Annotated in this window: 14 protein-coding genes; 7 read left to right on the top strand and 7 right to left on the bottom strand. The window is 37.0% G+C overall.

Annotated features, from left to right (window positions below):
• Positions 1–638 precede the first annotated feature (638 nt).
• The 3 genes from A3EM_RS0121780 to A3EM_RS0121770 all read right to left on the bottom strand — a co-directional run bounded on the left by A3EM_RS0121780 (position 639) and on the right by A3EM_RS0121770 (position 9,091).
• Entirely contained in the window at positions 639–2,177 is a 1,539-nt protein-coding gene (locus tag A3EM_RS0121780) for a RagB/SusD family nutrient uptake outer membrane protein (protein WP_020530373.1), read from the bottom strand.
• A gap of 43 nt (positions 2,178–2,220) precedes the next feature.
• Positions 2,221–5,370, bottom strand: coding sequence for a SusC/RagA family TonB-linked outer membrane protein (locus A3EM_RS43300; protein WP_020530372.1), 3,150 nt, complete (start codon positions 5,368–5,370; stop codon positions 2,221–2,223).
• Between the two features lie 514 nt (positions 5,371–5,884).
• Positions 5,885–9,091, bottom strand: a complete 3,207-nt coding sequence (locus A3EM_RS0121770) for a two-component regulator propeller domain-containing protein (protein ID WP_083925289.1) — start codon at positions 9,089–9,091, stop codon at positions 5,885–5,887.
• 306 nt (positions 9,092–9,397) lie between these two features.
• Between A3EM_RS0121770 and A3EM_RS43295 the strand changes: the two genes are divergently transcribed.
• From A3EM_RS43295 to A3EM_RS0121745, 5 genes are read left to right on the top strand one after another with little or no spacing between them, the layout of a single operon-like run.
• On the top strand, positions 9,398–10,750 hold the full coding sequence (locus A3EM_RS43295; RefSeq protein ID WP_083925288.1) for a sensor histidine kinase: 1,353 nt from the start codon (positions 9,398–9,400) through the stop codon (positions 10,748–10,750).
• A complete protein-coding gene (locus A3EM_RS0121760; RefSeq protein ID WP_020530369.1) occupies positions 10,734–11,423 on the top strand; it encodes a response regulator transcription factor in 690 nt (229 codons plus the stop codon). The genes A3EM_RS43295 and A3EM_RS0121760 overlap by 17 nt, the downstream gene beginning before the upstream one ends.
• A 15-nt stretch (positions 11,424–11,438) precedes the next feature.
• The gene (locus A3EM_RS0121755) at positions 11,439–12,818 is read left to right on the top strand and encodes a right-handed parallel beta-helix repeat-containing protein (RefSeq protein ID WP_157638019.1); all 1,380 of its coding nucleotides are present in this window, start codon (positions 11,439–11,441) and stop codon (positions 12,816–12,818) included.
• Positions 12,800–14,203: a sulfatase gene (locus tag A3EM_RS43290; protein ID WP_020530367.1), complete on the top strand. Its 1,404-nt coding sequence runs from the start codon at positions 12,800–12,802 to the stop codon at positions 14,201–14,203. Before A3EM_RS0121755 ends, A3EM_RS43290 begins: the two co-directional genes overlap by 19 nt.
• A 13-nt stretch (positions 14,204–14,216) precedes the next feature.
• Positions 14,217–16,061: a glycoside hydrolase family 2 protein gene (locus tag A3EM_RS0121745; protein ID WP_020530366.1), complete on the top strand. Its 1,845-nt coding sequence runs from the start codon at positions 14,217–14,219 to the stop codon at positions 16,059–16,061.
• 66 nt (positions 16,062–16,127) lie between these two features.
• On the opposite strand, the gene A3EM_RS46105 is transcribed toward A3EM_RS0121745, so the two are convergent.
• Positions 16,128–17,351, bottom strand: coding sequence for a hypothetical protein (locus tag A3EM_RS46105; protein ID WP_020530365.1), 1,224 nt, complete (start codon positions 17,349–17,351; stop codon positions 16,128–16,130).
• Positions 17,352–17,575: 224 nt separating this feature from the next.
• Here A3EM_RS46105 and A3EM_RS0121735 point away from each other — a divergent pair, with 224 nt between their 5' ends.
• Positions 17,576–19,036: a glycoside hydrolase family 140 protein gene (locus A3EM_RS0121735; RefSeq protein WP_020530364.1), complete on the top strand. Its 1,461-nt coding sequence runs from the start codon at positions 17,576–17,578 to the stop codon at positions 19,034–19,036.
• Between the two features lie 699 nt (positions 19,037–19,735).
• Here A3EM_RS0121735 and A3EM_RS0121730 read toward each other — a convergent pair.
• A complete protein-coding gene (locus A3EM_RS0121730; protein WP_020530363.1) occupies positions 19,736–20,989 on the bottom strand; it encodes a mandelate racemase/muconate lactonizing enzyme family protein in 1,254 nt (417 codons plus the stop codon).
• Between the two features lie 197 nt (positions 20,990–21,186).
• Between A3EM_RS0121730 and A3EM_RS0121725 the strand changes: the two genes are divergently transcribed.
• Entirely contained in the window at positions 21,187–23,493 is a 2,307-nt protein-coding gene (locus tag A3EM_RS0121725; RefSeq protein WP_020530362.1) for a CehA/McbA family metallohydrolase domain-containing protein, read from the top strand.
• 194 nt (positions 23,494–23,687) lie between these two features.
• Here the strand turns inward: A3EM_RS0121725 and A3EM_RS0121720 are convergent, their stop codons facing one another.
• Both A3EM_RS0121720 and A3EM_RS0121715 read right to left on the bottom strand, forming a co-directional pair.
• On the bottom strand, positions 23,688–25,121 hold the full coding sequence (locus A3EM_RS0121720; RefSeq protein WP_020530361.1) for a rhamnogalacturonan lyase family protein: 1,434 nt from the start codon (positions 25,119–25,121) through the stop codon (positions 23,688–23,690).
• Between the two features lie 231 nt (positions 25,122–25,352).
• Entirely contained in the window at positions 25,353–25,955 is a 603-nt protein-coding gene (locus tag A3EM_RS0121715; RefSeq protein WP_020530360.1) for an RNA polymerase sigma factor, read from the bottom strand.
• Between the last annotated feature and the right edge of the window lie 182 nt (positions 25,956–26,137).

Genomic DNA, 26,137 nt, shown 5'->3' with positions numbered 1-26,137 from the left:
ATCAGGGTTCCTTTACACATTTCCCTTCCCTGTTCATTCAAACGGTCGAAGGCAAAATGCTGGCAAAGTCTCTTTTCGGCAGCTTTTCCTTTGGGAAGTTGTGCGCCTTTTTCATAATAAAAAATGGAGGCTAAATCGTNATATTTTGGATATTTGGCCAGTATTTTNGCCTCGGTTCCTGGTTTGCCAAAACTCATGGAAAATCCTTTTTCTCCCAAAGCAATTTCACCTTTGGGAAGTGTTGGAAATAAAGCATTATCAGTAATAATGATATGTTTTCCAGTCCATTCCAGTCCAAAGCCCTGTTGTTCGTAAGTGTAAGCATTTCTCCCTTCTACTTCTTCCCAGCCTCCTTTTGAGGATGTAAAATATTCGGCTTCTATGGTAATTTTGCCTTCCTTTTCCTGAAAACTATATTGGGCCTTGGCAGAAGAAATAATTATTATAAAAGCTAATATTCCAATTATTTTTTTCAAGTTCATTTGCTCGTTTTTTAGTGATGGATTATTAAAATGTTTACAAAATAAAATATTAGAAAATGACCCCTATTTCATCGAAATAGGAGTCAAAAATTTCATTCAAATATGAAATGAATCGAAAAAACTTCCGGAGCTTTCAATCCGGAAATTAAGTTTATCTTAATACCCAGGATTCTGATCTGCATCAGTTAATTCCTGATTTGCATCAATCTCGTTTTGAGGGATTGGGAAGTACTCATGTTTTCCTGCCTGGAAATTGGCAATATTATCCTTTGCAATCCCCCATCTTACTAGGTCAGTTCTTCTTACCTGTTCTCCACATAATTCTACAAACCTCTCATGGATAAGGAAATCCAAAGCAGCAGCCTGCGAAATACCAGTATCCCTTGGAGGTAAAATTGTACCTGAAGGATCAGCTCTTTTCCTGATTTTATTAATTAATTCGATTCCCCCCGCAACATTTCCCTGATTGATTTTTGCCTCAGCCGACATCAAAATCACATCAGCATACCTGATCACATCATGGTTGCAATCATTGTCATTTTGAGCAGCATCCGTTTCGTCCTGATATTTTTTCCAGGCATATCCAGAGGTTTCGAAAATTGGCATATAAGGTTCTCCTTTAAAAGTACTGTTTTCAGTAAAGAAAAATGCTTCCATTCTCGGATCCCTGTCTCCAATACCAGTACCTCCATTTCCCTCATATTCGGCAATGAGTTTATCACTTGGTTTTGCATTATAAAAAGCATTACCGTCCACACCATACTCTCGTGGTCTGATAGTGGATTCTCTTAATCCTCTTGCATCTCCACTGCTCCAGCTTAACCCTCCTGCACCGGAGGCAAATTGCACTTCAAAAATAGCTTCACCATTATTTTTCACACCAAAATCATGATTGGTTCGCATGGCCGCAATGGCCTCTTCTATTGTAGTTGCAGCTCCGGAAGGATCATCATCTCCACCGATAAGGTAATATCCTAAACCCATGACTTCGGTAAATTTAGCATCAGCTTCTGCCCATTTTTCCTGATATAGTAGGGCTTTACCATGTAAAGCTAAAGCGGCACCTTTTGTCACACGTCCAAGATTTGTGTCATCCCATGAAGTTGGGAGGTTGTTAGCAGCTTCAGATAAATCATTTTCAATTTGGACCCAAATTTCTGAAGGAGTAGCCCTTCCTGTATTCAATTCATTGGTATTCTCATCTGTTTTCAAAGGACCTCCATTCCAAAGCGCGTTGATATAAAAATAACTTAAAGCCCTAATAAATTTAGCCTGAGCTATCACCTGGTTCTTAACCGTACCATCAATATTTTCCATTTTTGAAACATTTTCTATGGTAATATTGGTTTTGGCGATAGCCCGGTAAAACATGTTCCAGGGGTTATCGATATGCTCGTTTCCAGTAGGACCAAAAGTATGTTGAATAAGCTCAAAAGGGGCTCCCTGAGTATTTGGGGTTGGACCAATTTCATCAGAGGAAAAATCGAGCATAAAATGGATTCTTCTTGCCCACAAACTTAAGTTTTGTAGGGGCGCATAAGCAGCATTTACCGAGGAAATGGCATCACCCTCTGTTTGATAAAAAGTGCCTGAATTTACCGCAGTTTCATTTACTTTATTCAGAAAATTGTCTCCACATCCTGAATAGATAAATAACAAAGCAATAAATAATGATTTAAAATATATTTTTCTCATAATATTGATTTCAAAATTTGTATATGATAAACATTATCCCCTATTAAAATCCTACCTGAACACCTAGAATAAAGGTTCTTGGTTGAGGATAAATTAACCTGTCTATCCCAGCATCACGGGCTGTTCCGGTACTTAAGGATCCAACGTCAGGCTCCAAACCAAAATAATTGGTAAAAGTTGCCAAATTTTGGGCAGTTACATATATCCTTAATTTTTGGGCCTTAATTTTATCTAAAACAGTATTATTAAAGCTATAACCAATCGTAAGGTTTTTTATCCTGGCATAAGACCCTTCAAAAACATACCGGTCAGAACTTCTTAAAACATTTCTGTTGGGGTCGGCCCTTACTAACCTGGGTTCGGAATCTGTATATTCTGGTCTATAAGTAGTTGCACTAGCCGCCTCAATACCATTATTGAAATTTTGCCTGAAATCTACTAACCATCTTTTGGCTGAATTATAGAGTTGATGACCATGCGCTCCCTGAATAAATAATTGAGCATCAAGCCCTTTATAGTTTGCATTTGCTGTAAAGCCATAGGTAAAATCTGGAATTGGACTACCCAGCCTTACCTGGTCTTCATTATTAATTATACCATCACCATTTACATCTTTCCACTTAATATCTCCAGGTGCTGTTTTTAAAGACGCTGTTTCCTCATCTCTTTTATCGGAATCGTAAATGGGATTTCCATTTGCATCAGTATCACCTGTTGTAGCCTGATTAATAAAAGCATGATTATAAACCTCATCCCAGTTCCTGAAAATTCCTTCACTTACCCAGCCATAGAAAGTTCCAATTGGCTCACCTACCTGTGTCCATGAAACATTGTTAATATCATCAGTAACGCTTCCAGACTTAATGATTAAATCATCATTTACCAGGGAAATCACATTATTATTGATGGTGGTGATATTTGCCCCTATGTCGAATTGGAAATCTCCTTCAAACTTTCTATAGGTTAGCGCTAATTCTATCCCACTATTTTCGATCTCCCCTGCATTTACATCAGGAGGGCCTAAACCAACCGATGGCGGTACACTTTGTTGCCAGATTAACCCTTCAGTATTTCTTTTATAATAATCAAAGTTTACCATTAATTGATTATTAAAAAGCCCAGCATCAATTCCCACATCAATTTGTTTGGTGACCTCCCATTGAATATCAGGGTTAGCCAAACTATTTTGGCTAATTCCCTGTACGGGAGTATTGCCATTAAGTATATAGAAAAAATCAGTATTCAAATTAACATCAACTGGATAAGCTCCCAGAGGAGATTGGTTTCCTAATTCGCCATAACCAGCTCTAAATTTCAAATCACTAATCCAAGAAACGCCATTCATAAAGCTTTCTTCGGATAACCTCCATCCTACAGAAACTGAAGGGAATACACCATCTGGATTATTTCCTCTAAAGAGTTTAGAAGACTCATCCCGTCTGATGTTGGCCGTTAAAAGATATTTATCATTAAAGCTATAGGTTACCCTGCCAAATAAAGACCTTAAAGAAGTCTCTACTTTACTTTCACCAACTGTGATATTGGTAGAAGCTCCACCGAGGGTAACTACTCCATTTGGGATATCCTCACCACTACCTGAAATACTTGTATATTGGAATGATTGCGCAGAGAATCCTGCCATTACACTTAAGTTGTGATCTCCAAAAGATTTATTATATGTTAAAAATTGCTCAATCAACGGGTTAAAATCCTGGCTTCGGCTTCTGTTAAGAGATGATCTTTCCCTTAATCTTCTGACTTGATCGAATTCAGGATTAAAGGTAATATTATCCTGATATCCAAAATCCAAACCCAGTTGCAATTTATAAGTCAGATGATCGACAATTTCCCACTCGCCATAAATGGACCCCCAGAATCTATATCTGTCTTGTTCACGGGTAAATAAATCTGCATCAGCTATTGGGTTTCTGGCATCCTGACCCTCATCTGCATCCGGGTGACCAAATCCACCTAAAAAAGTTGGATCGTAAACGGGGACAGTTGGGGCTTGTTTTATGGCATGTTCCTGAGGTCGCCTTCCTCCTGACCCTGTATTGGTCATTCTTCCAGTTTTACTTAGAAGAATAGTTTCTCCAATCTTTATCCTTTTACCAATTTTAAAATCTGAATTTGCCCTTATAGCATACCTGTCAAAGCCAGTTCCTCTCATCGTTCCTTCCTGATCGAAATATTCGAAACCAAGGGAAAATAAAGCATTTTCCTTTCCACCTGAAATGCCCAGATTATAGTTTTGGATAGGCGCTGCGGTAAATAGTTCCTCCTGCCAGTTAGTATTTGCTGTTGATGGTCTTTGCCCATTTTCAAAGGCTGGAGGGATTTGTCCATCCGGACCTGAATGTAATTCATTCAGATAAGTGACATATTGGTCAGCATTTAAAACCTCATAATTTTTTCCTGGAGATTGGGTTCCATAATACGCATCAAAATTCACTTTTACAGGACCTTCTTTTCCTCTTTTAGTAGTAATTAATACCACTCCACCAGAGGCTCTGGAACCATAAATGGCTGCAGCGGAGGCATCCTTCAGAATATCAATAGACTCAATATCATTTGGATTCAGGTTATTCAAAAAACTATACCCATCAGCATCCTGCCCACTTTGTTGTACCGGGATTCCATCAATCACGTATAAAGGCGTTTCCCCATTTATAGAACCAATTCCACGAATACTTACTTGTGTGGCTCCACCAGGTGCTCCTCCACCTGTTTGAGTGACCACTACTCCAGGTACTCTTCCTTGTAGTGCCTGATCCACATTAGTTAGTGGAAGTCCCCGAACATCATCCATATCCACAGAAGAAACCGCTCCGGTTACTACTCCTTTTTCTTGTGTACCATAACCTACTACTACAACCTCCTTAAGCTGCTGCAGGTCCAATTCAAGAACAATTTCAAAATTAGTCTGATTGCCAATATTTACTTCCTGAGATTTGTATCCAATATAGGAAACTACCAGCGTTTCGGCACTTTCTGGTAATGTTAATTTAAATCCGCCATCAAGGTCAGATGTTGTTCCTACACTTGTTCCCTTTACGATAATACTTGCTCCCGGAATACCGCCTTCTTCAGATGAAGAAACTGTTCCGGTTACCAGTCTATCCTGACTATAAGCAAAATTTACACATAGCAGGGACAGTATAAGAATTAAAGTATTCTTAGTAATAGTTTGCATAAAAAAAAATTTAAATTTTTAAAAGAAATGAAAACCCATAATAGGATTTTATAGCTCATCCATAGCGTACTACAAGTTGTAAAAACCGTAGCGTACCATTGAACTCGTATTTAGAATTCATATACATCAAAATGTTAATTTTATCCGGGAATTAATTAAAATTCTAGGAAGAGTTTTCCAGATTCATTTTCATATTTAATAACAAGTTTAAGTAAAGGTTCTAGTAAAAGAAAATAGTATTCTTTAATACTTTAACCATTAATATTTTAGTTTTTAAGTGTTACAATTCTATGGATTAAAAATGAATAAGTCAATATTTTGAGAATTAAAAATTTCACTTAAGTTATTGATAATTAAGTATTTATAATCATTCCTGTTCGCTTAAATCGCAATACACTCATTGCATTAAAATTTGGGGATAAGTTGATTGTCAGGGGTTTATAATTAGAATTAAAATTTTTAAGAGAACGGTTTATTCTCAATAAACTTTTTTTAATTTATTTTGGGAAAAATTTTAGGAATTGACATATTCCTGATCTAAAACCAAATACCCCCATCCATCTTTATTACCCGTTACTTTTTTCTTCTTCTCCATCTCCTTAAGTAGTTTTTGTTTAAAGGTACTACATGTTTGTCGCCTTAAGGATAATTTTTCAGACAATTCCTGAATAGAAATATCTTTATATGCACAAATTATAAACACTAGATAAAAGGCTTTTACAATGGGAAATTTTAATCTAAAAAATATTGTATGTGTTGTTACTGACTCATCATAACCACATTTTGAACACCTTCTTGAAAGAGGCGTTTTGCCCAAACTATAGTTCACATTTCCACATTTTAAGCATTGATACCCATTTTTCCACTTTATTTCATTTAAGTAAGCATAACATGAATTTGCATCAGGATAAATCTTTTTGAATTCTTCAAAATCTACCCCTTTCAACATTATTCTTGCTTTTGTTTCTTCTTCTACCTTTTGTTTTAATAGGACATTATCTTGGTCCAGTTTAATATTGGCCTGCTGAATCAGCTTAGCCAGTTTTTCTAAACTGTCATTGGCTATTTTCAACTTTTGGTTTGTTTCTGTTAAAGATACCTGTTTCTGAATTAAGGCAATTTGTTGTATTTCCAGCATCCTATTTTTCTCCTCTATATTTTTTTTCTGGAAGATAATTTCTTCTTTTTGATCCATAACTTCCTTAGTCCTTATGGAGACTTTGTGTGCTAATATTCTCTTTTGTTTTTTCAGGGCCCTTGTTCTCAACTTATAAAATAACACTCCTAAACCAATTACAAGGGCTACCATTAAAACTCTAAACCAAATAGTCTCCCACCAAGGGGGTAAAACAATTACCTTTATACCTACTCCTTCCTCATTCCAAATCCCGTCATTATTGGATGCTTTAACTCTAAAAACATAGTTTCCTGCATCAAGATTAGTATAAGTTGCTGTTCTTTGTTCAAGTACTTTATTCCAGTTATTTTCAAAGTTTTCTAATCTATAGGCGTATTGGTTTTTGGCAGATAATGTATAATTCAGGGCAGCAAAACCAAAGGAAATGACATTTTGGTCATATTTTAGAATTATCTCCTTTGCTGAGGAAATTGAGTTTTTTAATAGAGATCCTTCCTTTGGTTTAACTATCTTATTAAATAGTTTAAATTCAGTTAAAACAATTTTAGGTAAATAGGGATTATCAATTAGACTGTCAGGATGGAAAATATTGAATCCGTTATTTCCACCAAAAAACAGTTCTCCTTTTCCATTTCTGGTTGCTGCATTCCAGTTAAAAGCTCTTCCCTGAAGGCCATCCCTTTCATTATAATATTTAAAATTTTGATTTTGAACATCAAAGAAATGAATTCCATTATTACTTCCTAACCAGAATTTTCCCTTGGTATCCATAACAAAACTTTGTAAAACATTATAATTTTCTTCAATTGGAAATACCTTTTGTTCTAAGGTCAGAAAGTTAAACTGAGTTAAGTGACCATCAGCAATTAACCAATAATTATTAAGTTCATCCTGCCAAATTCCTGTAATTGACTGATTCAAATTAAAATGTTCAAATTCTCCTGAAATTGGATTACACTTTTCAATAGATGAAGTTGTACCAATGAATATATCTCCATTTTTATCTTCATAAATCGAGCGAGCGAGTTTATTTTCCGATTTTTCCAGGTTAGTATCAAAGTGTTGAAAATGAGTTAACTCCTCTGTTTTTATATTAAGTTTACCAACACCGTCATACCAATATAATAACCAGACATTTTCTTTAGTATCAATAAAAATTCTATGGATATTACTATTTTTTACTTCTCCCTCTTTTTTTAGAAGAGATTGAAAATTTTTAAACTCCTTTTTTTGGACGTTAAATTTTGATAAACCATTTTCAGTACTAATCCATAGATTTCCTTCCTTATCCTCTTTAATATCAGTAACAGAATTATCCACCAAACTATTGGGATTTTCGGGGTTATGATTGAATGCAACAAATTCACCAGTTTCTTGAAAATACAAATTAAGCCCTCCTCCCCTGGTTCCGATCCATATTCTATCCTGTGAATCTGTAAATAATACCACAATTTCATGATTACCTAGACCTCCTAATCCTTTAGGCTCAGATTTAATATTTTTAATTTTAAATATTTTTGGGTCATATCTATGAATACCATCTGAGGTACCTACCCAAAGAATCCCTGTATTATCCTTATAGAAAGTATTTATAGTATTACTTCTTAATCCACTTTCTAAAAAAGTGTTTGATGTCAAATGAGAAATAGTTTCATTTCTTTTATTTAGTAAATTTATTCCACCGCCCCAGGTACCTACCCAAATACAGTCGCCAAACTCTCCAGAAGAATTATCTGGAAAAACAGCTCTTACTCTTTCATGGTTCAGGGTATTATTATTTTGGCCAGAGGGATAATGAGTCCATTTTCCATTTTTTGGTTCATATTTGTCCAGTCCTCCCCCAAAGGTTCCCACCCAGACAACTCCAGTATTGTCAATGGCTAGCGTATGCGCAAGATTATGACCGATAGAGTTAGGGTTTTTGGGATTATGTAAAAACCTCTTAATTTTCCCTGAAGAAGTCTCTAAATAATTCACACCTCCACCAAAAGTGGCAATCCAAAGATTCCCTTCACGATCTTGGTCAATGGATTTGACATTGTAATGACTTAAAAAATTTTCACCTTCCGGGTAGTGGATGAAGGTATCTCTTTCTACAATAAAGCAATTCAAACCATTTCGAGTACCAATCCATAGTTTTGTGTTTGATTTCGAAATTTTGTCCAGAAACAAATCATATACTTTGTTATCAGCTAAAGCATTTCCATCTTTTGGGTCATTTTGATAATGGACAAATACCTCCCTTTCTCTATCGTACATATCAAGCCCATTTTCAGTACCGATCCAAAGCCTGCCTTTTTGATCTTCAATAATTTTATTTATACCATTTCCGACAATGGATTCTGGATCATTTTTATCATTTATAAAAATTTTAAACTCATAGCCGTCATATCGATTCAGTCCATTGGTAGTGCCTATCCAGATGAAGCCCTGGGAATCCTGAAAAATACAATTTACCTTACTATTAGAAAGCCCCTGTTCTACCGAAAGATTCTCAAATTTTATCTCACTTAATTTCTTTTGTGAAAAAGTATTATTAAAGTATAATAGTAGTATCAGGTATATTGGTAAAAATCTCATCATTTACTGGTTTTCGACCTAGGCTTTTTTAATTGACATCCATCCGTCTTAATAGAAAAGACACCAAGTTTTAATATAATCATATTTGTGTTACTTTGAAAATCTGTACATTTTTCTGAAATTTTAAATTATCCAATAAATTGATTTTTCAAAGTTAGCATACCTTTCTATTGATAAAACACAAGGGAAAGTTAAAGAGAGCCAAGAGAAGGTTAAAAGTGTTAAGTGAATGTTAAATCCTTTGCTTTCAATGGATTAATTGGATAATTATGCTCTGAAAACAATCCTGAAATTAAAGCTGTTTCACCTATGAGCAGATGGAAAAATCGCTGGATAAATTTGGCAAGACATCATCACAAATTAATGATCGGATTGGTGACTTCCTCTCTGATTGCCCTGGTAATCGTGCAGGGATATCTCATTCGGGTAGAGATTAAATTACAGGAACAAAATTTCAATGAAACCATGGTGGATGTGTTGTTGGAAATCCATCATGGCATTGAAGGAAATGAAGTGGTTAGTCAACAATTAATCCGAATCTTTCAGGATTTTGAAAAGGGAAAATCTTTAAAAGAAGGACTTGTAAAGCAATCAAAACAGGATGTCCATTTTATTATGGACAGTGTATTGCATGAATTTAAACTCTCATTTTTGAAATACGATTTTGCTTTTTACCGCACTCAGCACGAAAGGGTGGTGATGAGTTCTCTTGATGAAGCCATTGACCTTGATGCTTTTAGTAAATACTCCGAAAGGGCCGGCTACCGGGTGAGAAATGCAATGGGAAAGGGGAAATACCGCTTTGGAATTTTCTTTCATAACCAGTACTTATTTCTCATCCGGCAAATTGCATATTTACTCATTCTTTCTTTTCTACTTATATTGATTTTGCTTGGAAGTTTTATGAGTACACTCTGGGCTTTAAGACAGCAACGGGAAATTTCGGATATGAAAAATGATTTTATAAATAACCTGGCGCACGAACTCAAAACCCCAATCTTTGCTTCTTCTGTCATCTTTAAAATTATAGCAAAACATCAAAAGAATGGGAATTATGAAAGGACTAAGGAACCCATTCAATTGCTTGAACAGGAAAATCAACTATTAAAGGGAAAGGTTGAAAAAATGTTGGATTTGGCTTCTCTGGAAGAGGGAAGTTTAAAACTGAAATTACACCCGATCAATCTTCATGAATTTTTGGAAGAAAACTTAAAATTATATAGCTATCAGATAAAAGAGGCTGGAGGAAATATTCAATTTGATTTAAAGAGTCCGAATCCATTTATTTTAGCCGATAGCGAGCATATCAGAAATGTACTACACAATCTGATTGATAATGCCATTAAATATAGCCAGCAAGCTCCGGAAATTAGGGTTTCAACCAGTGGGAATTCCGAAAATATTGAGTTGTCCATTGAAGATAAAGGTATTGGAATTGCTCATGCAGACCATGCTCAGGTATTTCAAAAGTTTTTCCGTTCCAGCCAGGGAGATCAACACAATGTGAAAGGTTTTGGGCTCGGCTTAAGTTACGTGAAATTGATTATCGAAATGCACAACGGTCATATTCAATTAAAAAGCCAGTTGGGAAAAGGCTCTTGTTTTATCCTTACTTTTCCTGTTTTTTCATCTCAAATAGTTACTCATGAATCCATCGGCTAAAATATTACTGGTTGAAGATAATCCTACGCTTGGCTATGCACTTTCCGAATACCTGGACATGCAGGGGTTTAAAGTTTCCCTGATGGATGATGGGCTAAAAGGGGAACAGGCTTTCAAAAAGGATGAATTCGATCTTTGTATTATTGATGTGATGTTACCCGGACAGGATGGATTTTCACTGGTGGGAAAAATTAAAGAGATCAGTCCTGATCAGCCGGTAATTTTTTTAACAGCCAAGGGAATGAAAATAGACAAACTAAAAGGATTTAAACTCGGGGCAGACGATTACCTAGTGAAACCCATAGATGAAGAGGAGCTGGTGGCCAGAATTCAGGCCATTTTAAAAAGAACGCAGCCGGGTCCAATTGCTAAAGATAATGCGATTGACCACTTGGGTGAGTATACGATTTACTGGGCACTAAAAAAGCTGGTGATCAAACAGAAAGAAATTCATTTATCAGAGAAGGAAATCCAGCTGTTAAAACTACTTTTTGAGCATCAAAACAGGCTGTTGCCGAGGGAAATGGCCTTGAGCAAACTCTGGGGGAAAAATGATTATTTCAACCGAAGGAGCATGGACGTACATGTAGCCAAATTAAGGAAATACCTGAAGGCTGATCCCGCCATACAAATTGCCAATGTACATGGAAGGGGGTTTATTCTACAATACTAAATTGACTTGTTAAACATGAAACTTATATTCACATTTATAATCTTGAGCTGTTTTCATCAGTGGATATTTGCCACCAATTTTTATATCAATCCTTCAGGTGGAAATGATAAGCATAACGGAAAATCTCCGGATGCTGCCTGGAAATCTTCCAAACCTCTGGAAAGTATTTTCCTAAAACCCGGAGACAGTCTTCTTGTGCTCGCAAACGATACTTTGACCGGAGGAATATTTTTGGAAAATGCCCAAGGCAGCAGGGAGCAGCCAATTGTGATATCCAGATATGGCACTGGCAATAATCCCGTAATTGATGGCGATGAAAATAAAGCAGCCATTCATATTACCAATCCCGAATTTATTACCGTAGAACATCTGGTTATTACCAATCCAAAAGGAGAAAACGGTATATTGATGGAAGCCAAAGATGCCGGGGAATTGTCTCAGGTCAGGATTGATCATGTGGAGGTCTATGCTGTTTTCGATGAAGCGGCAAATATTTCCTATCCCCCAAAAACAAAAGGCGGGATAGTTTTTAAAGCCAATAAAGACGAAAAGCCCAGTTGGTGGAATGGAATCATCATAGAAAATTGTCATCTACACGATTTGGGAAGCTGTGGTATAAGCATTGGGAGCGATTACAAGGTTAATAAGGGAATAGCAGATGGAGAAGTTACCTACCCCATTTTAGGCGTAAGCATTCGGAATAATAAAATTCATGACATTGTGCGGGATGGAGCGATTATCAGGCAATGTAAAGATGGGATAATGGAATACAATGAAGTCTGGAGGACTGGTCTGGTGGCTATTTCCAATGGGATATGGTGGTACGATAGCGACCACTGTATTCTCCAATTTAACGAAGGCTATCAATGCAAAGCAGCATTTGACAGAGATGGCGCACCTTTTTCCATTGACAACAGTTCTACAAATTGCATCATTCAATATAACTACAGCCATGATAACGAAGGCCCCGGATATATGCTTTTCGGTCATGATGATAATGGACATGACAACATTATTCGCCATAATATTAGTGTGAATGACCATACCAATAATGCGTCTTCCGGCACAGGTTCGATAGCCATTGTTAGTCGGGTGGTGAAAGGATATATAGAAGATAATATCGTGATTGCAGGTGGTGGAACGAAATCCATTTTGGGTCATCGAAGTTGGGATGGATTGCCTAAGGATGTCAATTATAAAGGAAATATTTTTGTGGGTAATGGTTTAGCCTATTTCGGTTATGAAATAATCCCAGCTGGTAAATTTGAAAATAACTTTTTTATTAATATCCCTAATTTGCCAGAGGAATTAAAGCAGGAAAATAATTTAAAATCATTTTTCGAAAATCAACAAAAAATTCAAACCATCATAGAAAAATGTGGCGTTCAAAATTAATTTTATGGGGATGGGGTTTAGTGGTTTTATTTTCAGGTTGTCAGAAAGATCGTTCCCATAACCCTCCAAATATTCTATTTATTACCATTGATGATTTAAGGCCAGAATTGGGTTGTTATGGCATAAATGAGGTGTTTTCACCCCATATCGATCAGTTGGCTGCTGAAGGCACTCGCTTTGAACAGGCATTTTGTTCTGTATCCTGGTGTTCCCCTTCCAGAACAAGTTTACTGACTGGTATGCGCCCTGCCCAAACCGAAGTAATGGACCTGAAAACTCATTTTCGAAAGCAATTACCCAATGCCGTTACCCTTCCACAATTTTTTAAGTCGAAAGGCTATCAGAGTCAGGGGTTTGGGAAAATCTACCACAATAGTAAGGACTTACAGGATGATCTTTCTTGGGATAAACCCTGTTGGTTACCGCCCATGGATCATCCTATTCAGGCTTATGCCAGCAGGGAAAATATTGAAATTGCCGCATCGAACAATGGCCATAAAAGTACGGCAACCGAATCGGTAGATGTACCAGACAATGCCTATCCTGATGGAATGGTAACAGAAAAGGCCATTGAAGCCCTTCAGATGATGAAGGAAAACGGAAAGCCATTTTTTCTGGGCGTTGGCTATTATAAACCACACCTTCCTTTCACTGCTCCAAAAAAATACTGGGATTTGTATCAAAGTAAAAATATCCCGCTTCCTAACCTGGACAGTCTACCGCAAAATGCAGCCCCTTACATTTTCAGAGAATGGTCAGAACCCGGGAGTTATCTTGATATCAACATTGAAGAACCCTATCACGACTCCCTTTCCCGGCATTTAAAACTGGGTTATTTTGCCTGTGTCAGTTTTATAGATGCCCAGGTGGGTTTGTTAATGGAAAAACTGGAACAGCTAAACCTGGCAGAAAATACCATTGTGGTAGTTTGGGGAGATCATGGCTGGAAACTGGGAGAATATGGACGATGGAGCAAACACTCCAATATGGATATTGATACCAGAGTTCCTTTAATTATAAAAGCCCCCGGAGCATCACCTAAAGTTGTGAATAATATAGTAGAAACTATAGATATTTATCCTACATTGGCAAAACTATGTGGGTTTGAAACACCAGTAGATTTACAGGGAGAAGACCTTTTTAATAAAAAAAGAAATTTTGCCATCTCACAAATTCCCCGGGACAGTCTTGTGGGCAATTCCATACGAACACCTGATTTTAGATTTATCCAATGGGAAAATCCTTCCACACAAAATGGTTTTTTTTTAGAGGAATTGTATGATCACAGGACAGACCATTTAGAGAAAAAAAACTTAGCCAATGATGAAAATTTCACAGAAAGGATACAAAGCCTTAGATTGCAACTTCAGGAAAACTTAAACTAATCTACTATAAATAATGAAATTGAAAAATAATTTAATAAAGATTAATTTATTACACACTTACTTCTTCTGCCTAATCATTTTTCAGGGTATTGCCCAAACACCAATTCCGGATAACCCCGCTGAAAATTTAATCATCAATATCCAGGGCAGAAATACATTTTCCCTTGATGGCAAATGGCGAATAATTATCGACCCGATGGAAGTGGGCTATTTGGATTACAGGCTTAAGCCTAATGCTCCGGCCAACAGCTTTGCTGCCAATGCCAAACCTCAAAACATGTCTGACAGAATTGAATATGATTTTGACAAATCACCATTGGTAAACGTTCCTGGAGACTGGAATTCCCAGCTTAAGGAACTCGAATATTATGAAGGAAGTGTTTGGTATAAGCGTTCTTTTCAATATACAAAAGATGCAGACAAACGTCAGTTCATTTACTTTGGAGGTGTAAATTATGAAGCGAATGTTTACCTGAATGGCAAAAAACTGGGCGACCATATTGGCGGTTTTACCCCTTTCAATTTTGAAGTGACCGACCTTTTAGAGGATGGAGAAAATCATCTTGTGCTAAGGGTAAATAATACCAGGAAAAGAGAAGCTGTGCCCACTGTAAATTTCGACTGGTGGAATTATGGAGGAATTACCCGGTCTGTAAGTCTTGTAGCATTACCGAAATCTTTTGTGAAACAGTATAGTATCAACCTCAAAAATGGAACACTGAACCAGATAGAAGGTTGGGTGCAAATAGAAGGCGCTTCGGAAAAACAAAAAATTGCTATTGAAATTCCTGAAGCTGGCATCAATGAAAAAGTAAGCACAGACGAAAAAGGTTATGCTCAGTTTTCATTTAAAGCCAAACTGGATTTGTGGTCTCCGGCTAATCCCAAGTTATATGAAGTGTCTATCAAAACGCCATCTGAAACTCTAACCGACAAAATTGGCTTCAGGGATATTTCCGTAGATGGCTATGATATTTTGCTGAATAAAAAGCCTGTATTTTTAAAGGGAATCTGTATTCATGAAGAAGCTCCTTATCGATTTGGAAGGGCATTTAGCCGAGATGAAGCTCAGATTTTACTGGGTTGGGCAAAGGAACTGGGCTGTAATTTTGTAAGGCTGGCACACTACCCACACAATGAAAATATGATCAGGGTGGCGGACGAAATGGGTATCATGGTTTGGGCAGAAAACCCTGTTTACTGGACGATTCTATGGGATAACCCTGATACTTATAAAAACGCTCAAAATCAGTTGACAGAAGTGATTACCAGAGACCGCAACAGGGCATCGGTAATTATGTGGTCGATGGCAAATGAAACACCACTGAGTGATAGCAGACTCACTTTTATTTCCAATTTGGCGAAATATTCCAAAAAAACAGACCCAACCAGACTTGTTACTGCAGCCCTGGAAATCCATGTACCGGAAGATAAACCCAATACAGTGATGTTGGAAGACCCACTGGCTGAGTACCTTGATGTTTATGGCTGTAATGAATATTTTGGATGGTATGTGGGCACTCCTGAGAAAGCAGACACCATGCGATGGGAAATGAAATACACCAAACCTTTAATTATTAGCGAGTTTGGAGGTGGTGCTTTACAAGGCTACTTTGGTAATAAAAAACAAGTTTGGACGGAAGATTTCCAGAACGATGTTTACCAGCATAATATCGTTATGTTCAACAAGATTCCATTCCTGAGAGGCACTACTCCCTGGCTATTGAAAGACTTTAAATCTCCCAAAAGATTACTCCCCGGTATTCAGGATGGGTACAACAGAAAAGGTTTAATCTCTGAAACTGGTGTAAAGAAAAAAGCCTTTTATACAATGAAGAAATGGTATGATTCGAAGTAGAATTTCCATTATTTTCGAACTCTATTTTTCTTTAGATTAAAAGCAATCAATGTGGTAAATATCAGCCTAAAGTCTGGTATTTACCACATTGTTATAAGTAGAGCCAAACACATAGGAAAGCCCTACATTAAAGCCATATTCAAAGTCCGTGGCTAATGACTTTCTGTCCAATAAAATTTCCTCAATAGAAGCATTTCCTTTTGGAAGATAGATTTGATCCCGAATAAAGGCTACTTCTCCACTCAGATTTAGAAACAAACCTTTAAAAATCCGGTTGCTGATTCTCAGGTCAAATTCCATTCTGTTTTTACTAAAATCTTCAATAAAAGCAAAACCTTCTGCTTTTGCCCTGATTCCTCCCCAGGGCTGAATGGTATTGTACTCAATGGCTATAGATTGTCCGTAAAGCTGTTCGCTGGTGCGATCATACAAAGTTTCTTCTTCATAATGAAAGGTATTTATTCCCAAAAAATAAGCGATGGTCAGTTCCCTTTTATATACCTCACGGTAAGGGAAAAAATTATACTCAAAAGCAGCCTTAAGAGACGAGCCGGTGGCAATATTTTTTACCGAATTGCTCCATAAGCTACTGAAAATTCCAGCCGAATAATGACTACCCAGGCTTATTACTACAGAAAATGAACCATAATAGGTATTCAGATCACTCACAAATTCCCCATCATCTTTCTGGAGTTTATTCCTTTTGAATTCGTGATTTAATTCCCCTCTTATCCTCCATTCTTCAGTTATTCTATCAATATCTAATTCATTTTCAAATTCGATTTCTTCCCTCCTGCTCTCCCTGTTCAATTCAAATTCTGATGAAATTGAAAATACCCAGTAATTCCATTTATCCTTAGTATCCAAAACCTTTTTCGAAGTGTTATTTCCTGTTTTTTCTATTTCCTTAAATTGTCCATTTGATAAATATGGCGCCAGCCCTGAATTGATAACTTCCACCATTTTCTCCCGGATTTCCTGTTTGGTTTTTCCTGGCTCCACATTCATTTCCATTTCAAAATTTATTTTCTCAGTGTGGGGTTGCAATCCCAGAAACCTGAGCGTATAATTCACTCCCCCTGCCCCATTGCCATTACCATTGATTATAATTTGCAAATCGGCTAATTTCCTGTCTCTTACATAATTGATGGTGGTAATGGTACTTTTCAGATAAGTCATATCACAGTCTTTACAATCGAAATATACATGCAATTTGTCCTGATAGTTATTGCTTGCAAAACCTGGAAGTGTGAAAATAAAGAGGACTACAATTGAGATAAAATCCTTCATATTTTTTTTTAATACAAAGGTCTACCATAAACCAACACCAGTGTGATAATCAAAAGTTAAGGTTAGCCAGGTAAAAGTTAAATGAGTTAAGTAAATGTTAAAGCAATCTGGCCTTGCTGGTCTGAAAGTGCTTTTTCATGCTTAAAGTCCCGCTCTTTTTTTAACTTTAGCCGAAGTTAGGTTCTGACTGCTAATGAAAATAGCTTTTATAGCATACAATTCTTATGAAAACAATCTTTTTATTTTTCTGCTTATTCTTTATCAACTTAAATGTCCATTTTGCTCAGCGCTTAGTGGTGAACGCTGAAACTAATAAACTGGAATATGCAAATGGTAAGCAGTTTGTGTGGATTGGAGATACCGCATGGGAATTATTTCATAAACTCGATGAAAAGGAAGCGCAATATTATTTGAAAAACCGGGCAGAAAAAGGATTTACGGTTATTCAGGCAGTAGTACTTGCCGAAAACAATGGTCTTCGGGCACCAAATTCTTACGGTCATGTTCCATTCGAAAATCTTGACCCCACAAAACCAAATGAAAGCTATTTTGAACATGTAGATTTTATCGTAAATCAGGCGGAAAAATTAGGTTTATTTATTGCCATTTTGCCCACCTGGGGTGATAAGGTTTACTCTGAAAACCCTGGTGCCGGCCCCATTATTTTCAATAAGGAAAATGCTAAGGTTTTTGGTGAATTCCTGGGCAAAAGATATAAGGATAAACCAATTATTTGGATTCTGGGAGGAGATAGGAATATCGCCAATGAAGAGGTGCTGGAAATTTGGAGGGCAATGGCTAAAGGTTTGAAAAATGGAGATCAGGGAAAACATCTCATTTCCTACCATCCCAGGGGTGGATCTGTTTCTTCTTATTGGTTACATAATGAAAATTGGTTGGATTTTAATATGTACCAAAGTGGCCATGAAAAACCATTCAATGGCGTGTATAAATACGCAGAAAAGCTTCAATTCCTAAATCCCAAAAAACCATTTGTAGAGGGAGAACCCGCTTATGAGGATATACCAGTGAGGTTTTGGGATTTTATGGATTTTAGTCAATACAGTGATAAAAGAGTACCATCAGGCACTTTATCTGCGGATGGAATTATTAAAAACAGGGCTCATTTTAAAGCAGGATTTTTTACCGGATATGACTCCAGAGTTTTTGCTTACTGGAATTTACTTTCAGGAACAGCAGGCTATACTTATGGAAATAATGCGGTTTGGCAAATGTTTAAAAAAAGGGGTGAAATTGCTATTCCCTGTCTTACAGACTGGAAAGAAGCACTAGACAGACCCGGTGCAGCAGATATGCAACACGTCAGAGATTTATTTGAATCCCGACCATTATCTAAATTAATTCCTGATCAGTCAATCATTTATGGGAAAAACCCTGAAGATAAAAACCATCTCAGAGCCGCAGGATCTACTGATGAGTCATTTGCCTTAATTTATGCTGCTGTGGGTCAGGAGATTACCCTGGTCATGGGAAAAGTGAAAGGAGACCAGATAAAAGCCTGGTGGTATAATCCAAGGAATGGAGAGACAAAGTCCATCGGAGAAATGGAAAACAAAGGAATTAAAAAATTCACACCACCAACCACAGGCGAAGAAAACGATTGGTTATTGGTTTTAGATGAATTAGCGGCTGGTTATGATGAGCCTGGAAAATGGGAAAAATAATTTATTAAGTAAGGGCAGAATGATGGCCTAAATTACCAGTGTTCTTATTGAATGAACCCACCCGATTAAAGAGGAGTACTATAAAGCACAAGGCTGTCTTCGGCCACTTGTATCAACTAGGGGAAGACCGGATATATGCGACCTATTGCAGTCGCATATATCTAACAAACCAAAAGATTTTTAACTGCTTTCCAAGAAAAGGACTTCAAATTGATACCAGGATAAAAAAATAATTTCGCAGGGCCGTTACTAACCTAAGAGCAATCGTGATGGAGGGTAGCTGTGGAGTTCATAAAATCAGTTATGGCCTCCACAAAGTGAAAGCTAACAACATGAAGAATGAGATGGTATGGGAACTTTTTGAGACATGCAATGCGGTTTATATCAGCAAAAGATGAGTCCAGGGTCCTCTCTTAAAAATAGCCGCATAACTACTCCATAACAAGTAAATGATACTGTAAAATACCAGGTTTTAGTTCAAATAGAGACTCAAAAATCTTTGAAAATTAATACATGAAACAGAATTAGTTAAACACTTCCTTTCGATTTTCTTACCTGTGTGATTGAAAGTTTTTACTAATTTTCCAATTCACAGTCCCACAATTAGCAATTTCCACTGGATGTGCCCCCTGCACTACTGAAAAAATGTATTTTTGCAATGGTGCATAATTTATTATTTGAAATCAGTATTAGTTGTTTTTAAGAAGAAACAGCCTTATGTTTGGCGATAAACTCAGGATCTATTTCTACTCCGCTGCCAATGCCTTTTGGCAAGTGTAAAATGCCATCCTCTGGTATTAAAGATGAAGTTTTACATTCGAAAGGCACTTCCGTGCTTAGTCCCTTAAATTCGTGATAAGGCCCGGCATTGGGAATGGCAGAAACAAATTGCATCATATAAATATAGCCCAGACCAGTCCCGGAAATATGTGGCGTACAGACATATCCTTTTGTGGCTGCCATTCGGGCAACTTTCATACTTCTGATCATTCCACCGAAATAAAAAATATCCTGTTGTACCATTTGTACTGCCTCATTTCCAATCAGCCAACGGAAATTTCGAATACTTACTTCTCCTCCACCAGAAGCAATGGGAATATTCAGGGCATCAGCCGTTTGTTTCCAGTCTTCATAATAATCGGTAGGAACAGGTTGCTCAAACAAATCAATATTATTTGCTTCCAGTATTTTACCAATTCTGATGGCTTCTGGTGCTTCATAGCTGCCATTACAATCGGCATAAATCGTGAAGCCTTCTCCAAAGTTTTTGCGCATTAAAGGAATCAGCTTTTCTGTTCTTCCTTCGGGTGATTCGGGAATATTTCGTCTTCCACCAATCTTAAATTTTATGGCCTTTGCCCCAGTTTCTTCCTGTTGCTTTTTAATCCTTTCTATGCTTTCTTCAGCAGATCTTCCCCGGTTATTATTGGCCCTATAAATGGCAATTTCCTTGTTATGAATTTCCCCAATCAATTCCCCCATGCTCTTTTTGGCAATCCTGCCCAGCATATCCAAAATGGCCATTTCCACTGTGGCTATGGGAATCCAGAGAGTATATCCCTGATATTTGTAATTGTTTTTAAACATGGTTACCCCCTCAATCAGTTCGTCCAGATTACGGGCATCCTTTCCAATAAAATAGGGATTGACCAGCATTGTCTGGATGGGGTATAAATGAGGCATTCTGATATTATGCCCTACGCAATAGCCCTCCGCACCATCCTTTGATCTTACATGGACCATATAATTCCCGTTGTAATGCAACAGTTCACAAGATTCAATGATGACAGGATCTGGGAAAAAGTCTCTTCTGAGTACTGGCAGCTGACAGGCTTCATCAATGGCCGTGTACCTGCCATCCGAAGTTTGATCATTTGAGAAAGCACCCATTAAGGGAATGGAAGCTGCAGAAATAGCTCCAGCTTTAAGAAAATTCCTTCTTTTGTTTTTCATTTTCAATTTGTAGTCAGTTTATAATTATATGCTTAAAGTTAATTATAAGGATTATGATTAAAAAGACTATGTATTAATCTTGTGTATATCCATTTAATATGATTTCCAAGAATAGGTTTCTGGTTTTTTTAATTTGAAAAATTTGGCAAATCAATCCTGCAATTACTATACTTGGAAATTACTTCTTCGAGTACAAAATGATTATGAAAAAACGCTCTACTAAATTGATCTACCAACTTTCCATCGTAATTTTTCTATTTTCAATTTTTTTTAATCATCTGGTCACAGCTCAATCAGATCCACTGAATTGTAACCTTGAAAATTATACCGCCCAACCTGGGTTAACTGCTGAAGTAAAAAATGAAACCCTAATCCTAAACTGGGAAGGAGATCATGAAAACCAGCTCCAACTGGAATTTATCATTCAGAAAGGAATGCCAACTATAAAATCATTAGGTATTCAGCAAAAAAATGGGGAATATGAAAGCCTTTTTACAAATGTAATTCCTGAATACAAAATAGTTTCGGGTGTACGAAGGGTTACCCAACAACAAACAGAGCCGCTTGAAGAATTGGGCATTCCCCTCAATGAAGAAACCCTGAATAAAATTAAATGGGATGCTTTTTGGGATGCACCACTCTACTTTGAGGATAAGCCACCGCTTTCGCATCAATCTTCTATTCCAGCTGCAGAAGCTTTTGCCAACCACCCGGGAATGCCCCGAAAAAAATCGGAAATGAACCGGGCTGTTGCAGATTTTAAAGTGAAAAATTGTGAGGTCATTACCAATGGTTCCCGCCTGGAGATTAAATTTCCAGGAGTGACTGCAGGTATTTTTTCGGGTTATTTGCAATATGATATTTACAAGGGGTCAGGTTTGGTAAAACAAATGCTAGTGGCAAAAACGGACCATCCTTCGGCTGCCTTTAAATATGATACTGGCTTAAAGGGATTACCTATTAAAGATTATTCCAAAATGGTTTGGAGAGATTTGGTGAACAAATGGCAGGAATATAAGTTTGGAGGGCTACAAAGTGAACAGCCAACCATCGTGAAAAGTAGCAATCGACTTATTGTTGCTGAACTTAATGAAGGCGCGATTGCTGCCTTTCCCCCACCCCACAGTTTTTACTGGGCAAGAGAAACCGAGCAAAACCTGGGCTACAGCTGGTATAGAAAAGATGATGATAACACTTTTTCATTTGGAATCAGACAGGCGGAACTGGAGGAAGACCCTGAATTTTACCAAAACTTTGCCCTATACAGCGCCAGACCAGGAACATGGCAACGGATGCCTATATTTTTCTACATTGGTTCGAAAACCGGGGAGGCAGCGGCTGATGAAGTACTTAAATTTACCCATGGAGATACGTTTAAACCTCTTCCCGGTTATAAAGTAATGGGAGAACATTACCATGTTGGTTTGCTAAAGCGATTAAAAGAAAAAGGCGGTTTTCATCATCAATTGAATGATATTGCTACTATAAAAGGGATCGGGATAGACATTTATGGTATCATTGATGGGGTGCGAGGCCCTGCCCGTCATGATAAAGGAGAAGCCTATCTGGATGAACTGGCTGAATATTATGAAGCTGCGCGCTCTCAATCGGATAAAGATTTTTTGGTGATGCCCAATGATGAAAATAGCACGGGTGGAAGACCCCCTTTTTTAGGAGGGCATTACGAATTAATTATTTCCAAACCGCTTTTTTGGAGACCACAACGGAAGGAAGGACAACCAGTCATTGAAGAACATCCAAAATATGGTACGGTTTACAATTTGGGAACTCCGGCTGATATGATGGAAATGACAGAACACGTAAATGTTTTGATTTCTCTTCCTCACCCGGAAACTAAAAAATCTACGGGTTATCCTGAAGCAATTTATGAAAAACCACATTTCCAGCACTCAAACTATTTCGGGCTGGGGTATCGTTGGGGAATGGGAATTGATGGATCTGAGATTCGACTAGGAGAATACAGATTCCAAAACCTCTGGGATAATGCTAGCAATGCCTTGACTAAACAGGGCATTACTCCAAAATTTGCCCTGGCTATATCTGAAGCCCGATCGGATATTGGCCATAGAGGAAAACCCCCTTATGATGATGCCTATGGTATGTCACCGGTGAATTACCTTAAACTTGATAAAGTTCCTGCCATAGATGATATGAGTTCTATAGTCAATGCACTGAAAAATGGTGAATATTTCGTAACTTCCGGAGAAGTGCTTATTCCGCATTATGAAGTGAAGGGAATGGGAAATAGACGGACTATCATTGCCGATGTGGAATGGACTTTTCCACTGGAATTTGTAGAAATTGTTTGGGGAGATGGGGAAAAAACTGACCGACAAATAATTTCCACTTCCGACCTGGGGGCTTTTGGGAAAAAGAGATTTGAAATTCCTTTTGATACAAATGGAAAAAAATGGATAAGGTTTGCAGCCTGGGATGTAGCTACCAATGGGGCTATGGTTCAACCCATTTATTTAACAAATTAAATTAGTGAATTACTTGTTTAAAATTAGGAAACTAAAATTTTTGGAATTGTACAAATGAAAAGTCTACCAAATGTACTAATTAAATAAGAATAGATTCAGGTTTTATGGACTAATGGAACAAGCCTGATTATGAAAAATAAATACTGGTAAAATTAATGCTCTCTTCAAAAAGAAGTAACATGTTTGATTGGATGCTAATCCATCAATCTTGGATTATATTGTTTGGCCTCAGCTTTGAATTTTTTAGGTTGGTTCCAATTTTTTCTATTGGCTGTATAAATGAAAATTTCATTTCCCCATGGATTATAAACCACAATTTCTTCGCCATCATCTCCAGTAATATCGCAAGTAATACAATGGTACCAACCTTGTCTTTTATCTCCAACAGGGGGCTGCGGTAAACCAGGTAATTCCGATACCAACTTACCTTTTGAAGACCACAAGCTTCCTCCATTATAGAGTAACGCAGGCTGTTTACTTCCATTCCAATATACGGCTTCCATGCCGGTATGATTAGGTGAAGCATTTATTTGAAATTCATTAATTACCCTCCCGTCCTGGCTGATTACCCTAATATCCTGTTGGTGACCATTATATCGAATTACCATTTCCCTCCCCTCAAATTCAGTATCAAAATCAGCAACTCGTAGTTCCTGTCCATGTGGCACTAATTTTTCTCCCAAAAACAAAATAGTGTCTCCTTTTTCATCCAATACAAATCCATAACCAGAGCAAATTGCCCTTTTTTGATGGTCATTATCCCAGAAATCAATCGCAACACAATCCATATTCTTGCCTAATTTTTCTTCCCACATAACTTTTCCATCATCATCTAACAGGTAATAGCCTCCGTTCACTTCATCTTTTCCATCATTATCTATATCACCTACCGCAGGTATATAGGCTGGGCAATTTTGATATTGATCGTTGGCATTGTAATATTCCCATAAAAGTTCAAAATGATGATTAAAGGCATAGATGGTTTTACCCAATTTTATGATAAAATCCTGAGGAGTCTGGTTACCAGAAAGGTTGGCAATTAAAATTCTCTGGTGTACCCAATTTGGACCTTCTCCTTCTGTCTTATTGAATACAGATGGTTTGGTAGATTTCAATATTTCCCCATTTTCCCCGTCCAATAAAAGTAATTTAATGTTTTTCATAGAATAGGGAGAAATAACTGAGGAGTCTTCCACAAAAAGACAAATCACCTCATTTTTTTCATCTGCATTTAAATCGTAAATCGCTACCGGACCAGGACGATTGGGTTGCTTTCCCCCTTTTCCTTTTTGCCATAAAATATTACCTTCAAAATCAAAGGCCCCAACAAAACAAGGCTGTACACCTCCGCCATTTATACTCGATATAGCCCTATAAATCAAAAATTCTAGCTTACCATCATTATTTAAATCTCCAATCCTAAGATCTCCTCCAAAACTCAACCCATTACTACTTTCACAAAAAGCAGGAGGAATGACAACTTTATACAATAATATGGCTTCATTATTTCCCGAAGTTTGGGCAAGAATTATTTTTTGAAAAAAAAAGGCTAGAAAAAAATTTAAAAGGAATAATTTCCCTTTTATGACATTAATCAAATTTTCTTTGTTGTAATATTTTTTAGGCATAATGATAGTTCAGGTATAATCTGGTTGGTTTAGAGATAAAAAATCTACTGGCAAAGATGCTTTTCCCATGGACTTGAAAGGATATTGTATTATTGCTTTTAAACTTAAAAATGTACCGATTCTACCAAAAGGAATATAAGTATAAGAAGGATAGCTAAAACATTAACCTCAGTTGTACGCACATGTATACTTTCAAAACTAGATTTAGAAAAAAAATTATACCTTTAAATATTAACCAAGTGCCTGGTATTTGTCAAAGCTTTCCCCAAGCGTTTTCAATGCTTTATTGATATGTTGTTTTACCGTGTTTGGGGAAATGCCCAGTTTTCGTCCTATTTCTTCATGGGACAAACCATTATTCCGGCTTAAAATAAAAACCTGTTTCCTTTTTGGAGGTAGCAGATCAATTTGTTTTTGGGTAAAGGCCTCCAGATCAGAGAAAATAATAAGATCTTCGGTACGGCTATCTGCCTCATTTTTGGACAATACAATATGGTGTTTTATCCCAGCTTCATAAGCCTGTCTTTTAAAATAATTGAAAATGATATTTTTTCCTATTTGAATAAGGTAGGCATTAAAGGAAAGCTCTGGCTTAAGTGTAGCTCTATTTTCCCAAATCTTTAAAAATACATTTTGAACAACCCCTTCTGCTTCCTGTGGAGAGTGGATATATTTCAGTGAAAAGTAGTATAGCTTTTTACTATATTTTTGGTAAAGTGCTTTAAAAGCAGACCTATTGCCTTTTTGAAGGGCGATCACTAATTCATTTTCATTTTTCATATTTCTCTTAGTAGTGATTGAATTATTTAAGTTGGTGTTCTTTTGATAATTCAATTTGAAGATTTATTAGTAAAATCTTGGCTTAGTCAGGTAGTTTTTTAAAAATTGTTCTAGTTCCGATGACATAATCCTGAAAGCTTGTTTAAAAATTTCAGGCGAAAATGTTCTGTTTAGGGTTCTTAAGTACCAAGATACGAATAAGCTGCAAAAAACAATGGGAAAATTCCATTTTGACC

The organism is Flexithrix dorotheae DSM 6795 (assembly GCF_000379765.1).
Taxonomy (GTDB): domain Bacteria; phylum Bacteroidota; class Bacteroidia; order Cytophagales; family Flammeovirgaceae; genus Flexithrix; species Flexithrix dorotheae.
The sequence above is the reverse complement of the archived record's forward strand: the minus strand, read 5'-3'. Positions and strand labels throughout refer to the sequence as shown.

Excerpts from the sequence above, each read along its gene's own strand:
- A3EM_RS43295 (WP_083925288.1), top strand. The coding sequence starts at position 9,398 with ATGAGCAGATGGAAAAATCGCTGGATAAATTTGGCAAGACATCATCAC.
- A3EM_RS0121725 (WP_020530362.1), top strand. The coding sequence starts at position 21,187 with ATGATTATGAAAAAACGCTCTACTAAATTGATCTACCAACTTTCCATC.
- A3EM_RS0121770 (WP_083925289.1), bottom strand. The coding sequence starts at position 9,091 with ATGATGAGATTTTTACCAATATACCTGATACTACTATTATACTTTAAT.
- A3EM_RS43290 (WP_020530367.1), top strand. The coding sequence starts at position 12,800 with ATGTGGCGTTCAAAATTAATTTTATGGGGATGGGGTTTAGTGGTTTTA.
- A3EM_RS0121755 (WP_157638019.1), top strand. The coding sequence starts at position 11,439 with ATGAAACTTATATTCACATTTATAATCTTGAGCTGTTTTCATCAGTGG.
- A3EM_RS0121745 (WP_020530366.1), top strand. The coding sequence starts at position 14,217 with ATGAAATTGAAAAATAATTTAATAAAGATTAATTTATTACACACTTAC.
- A3EM_RS0121720 (WP_020530361.1), bottom strand. The coding sequence starts at position 25,121 with ATGCCTAAAAAATATTACAACAAAGAAAATTTGATTAATGTCATAAAA.
- A3EM_RS0121735 (WP_020530364.1), top strand. The coding sequence starts at position 17,576 with ATGAAAACAATCTTTTTATTTTTCTGCTTATTCTTTATCAACTTAAAT.
- A3EM_RS0121780 (WP_020530373.1), bottom strand. The coding sequence starts at position 2,177 with ATGAGAAAAATATATTTTAAATCATTATTTATTGCTTTGTTATTTATC.
- A3EM_RS46105 (WP_020530365.1), bottom strand. The coding sequence starts at position 17,351 with ATGAAGGATTTTATCTCAATTGTAGTCCTCTTTATTTTCACACTTCCA.
- A3EM_RS0121730 (WP_020530363.1), bottom strand. The coding sequence starts at position 20,989 with ATGAAAAACAAAAGAAGGAATTTTCTTAAAGCTGGAGCTATTTCTGCA.
- A3EM_RS43300 (WP_020530372.1), bottom strand. The coding sequence starts at position 5,370 with ATGCAAACTATTACTAAGAATACTTTAATTCTTATACTGTCCCTGCTA.
- A3EM_RS0121760 (WP_020530369.1), top strand. The coding sequence starts at position 10,734 with ATGAATCCATCGGCTAAAATATTACTGGTTGAAGATAATCCTACGCTT.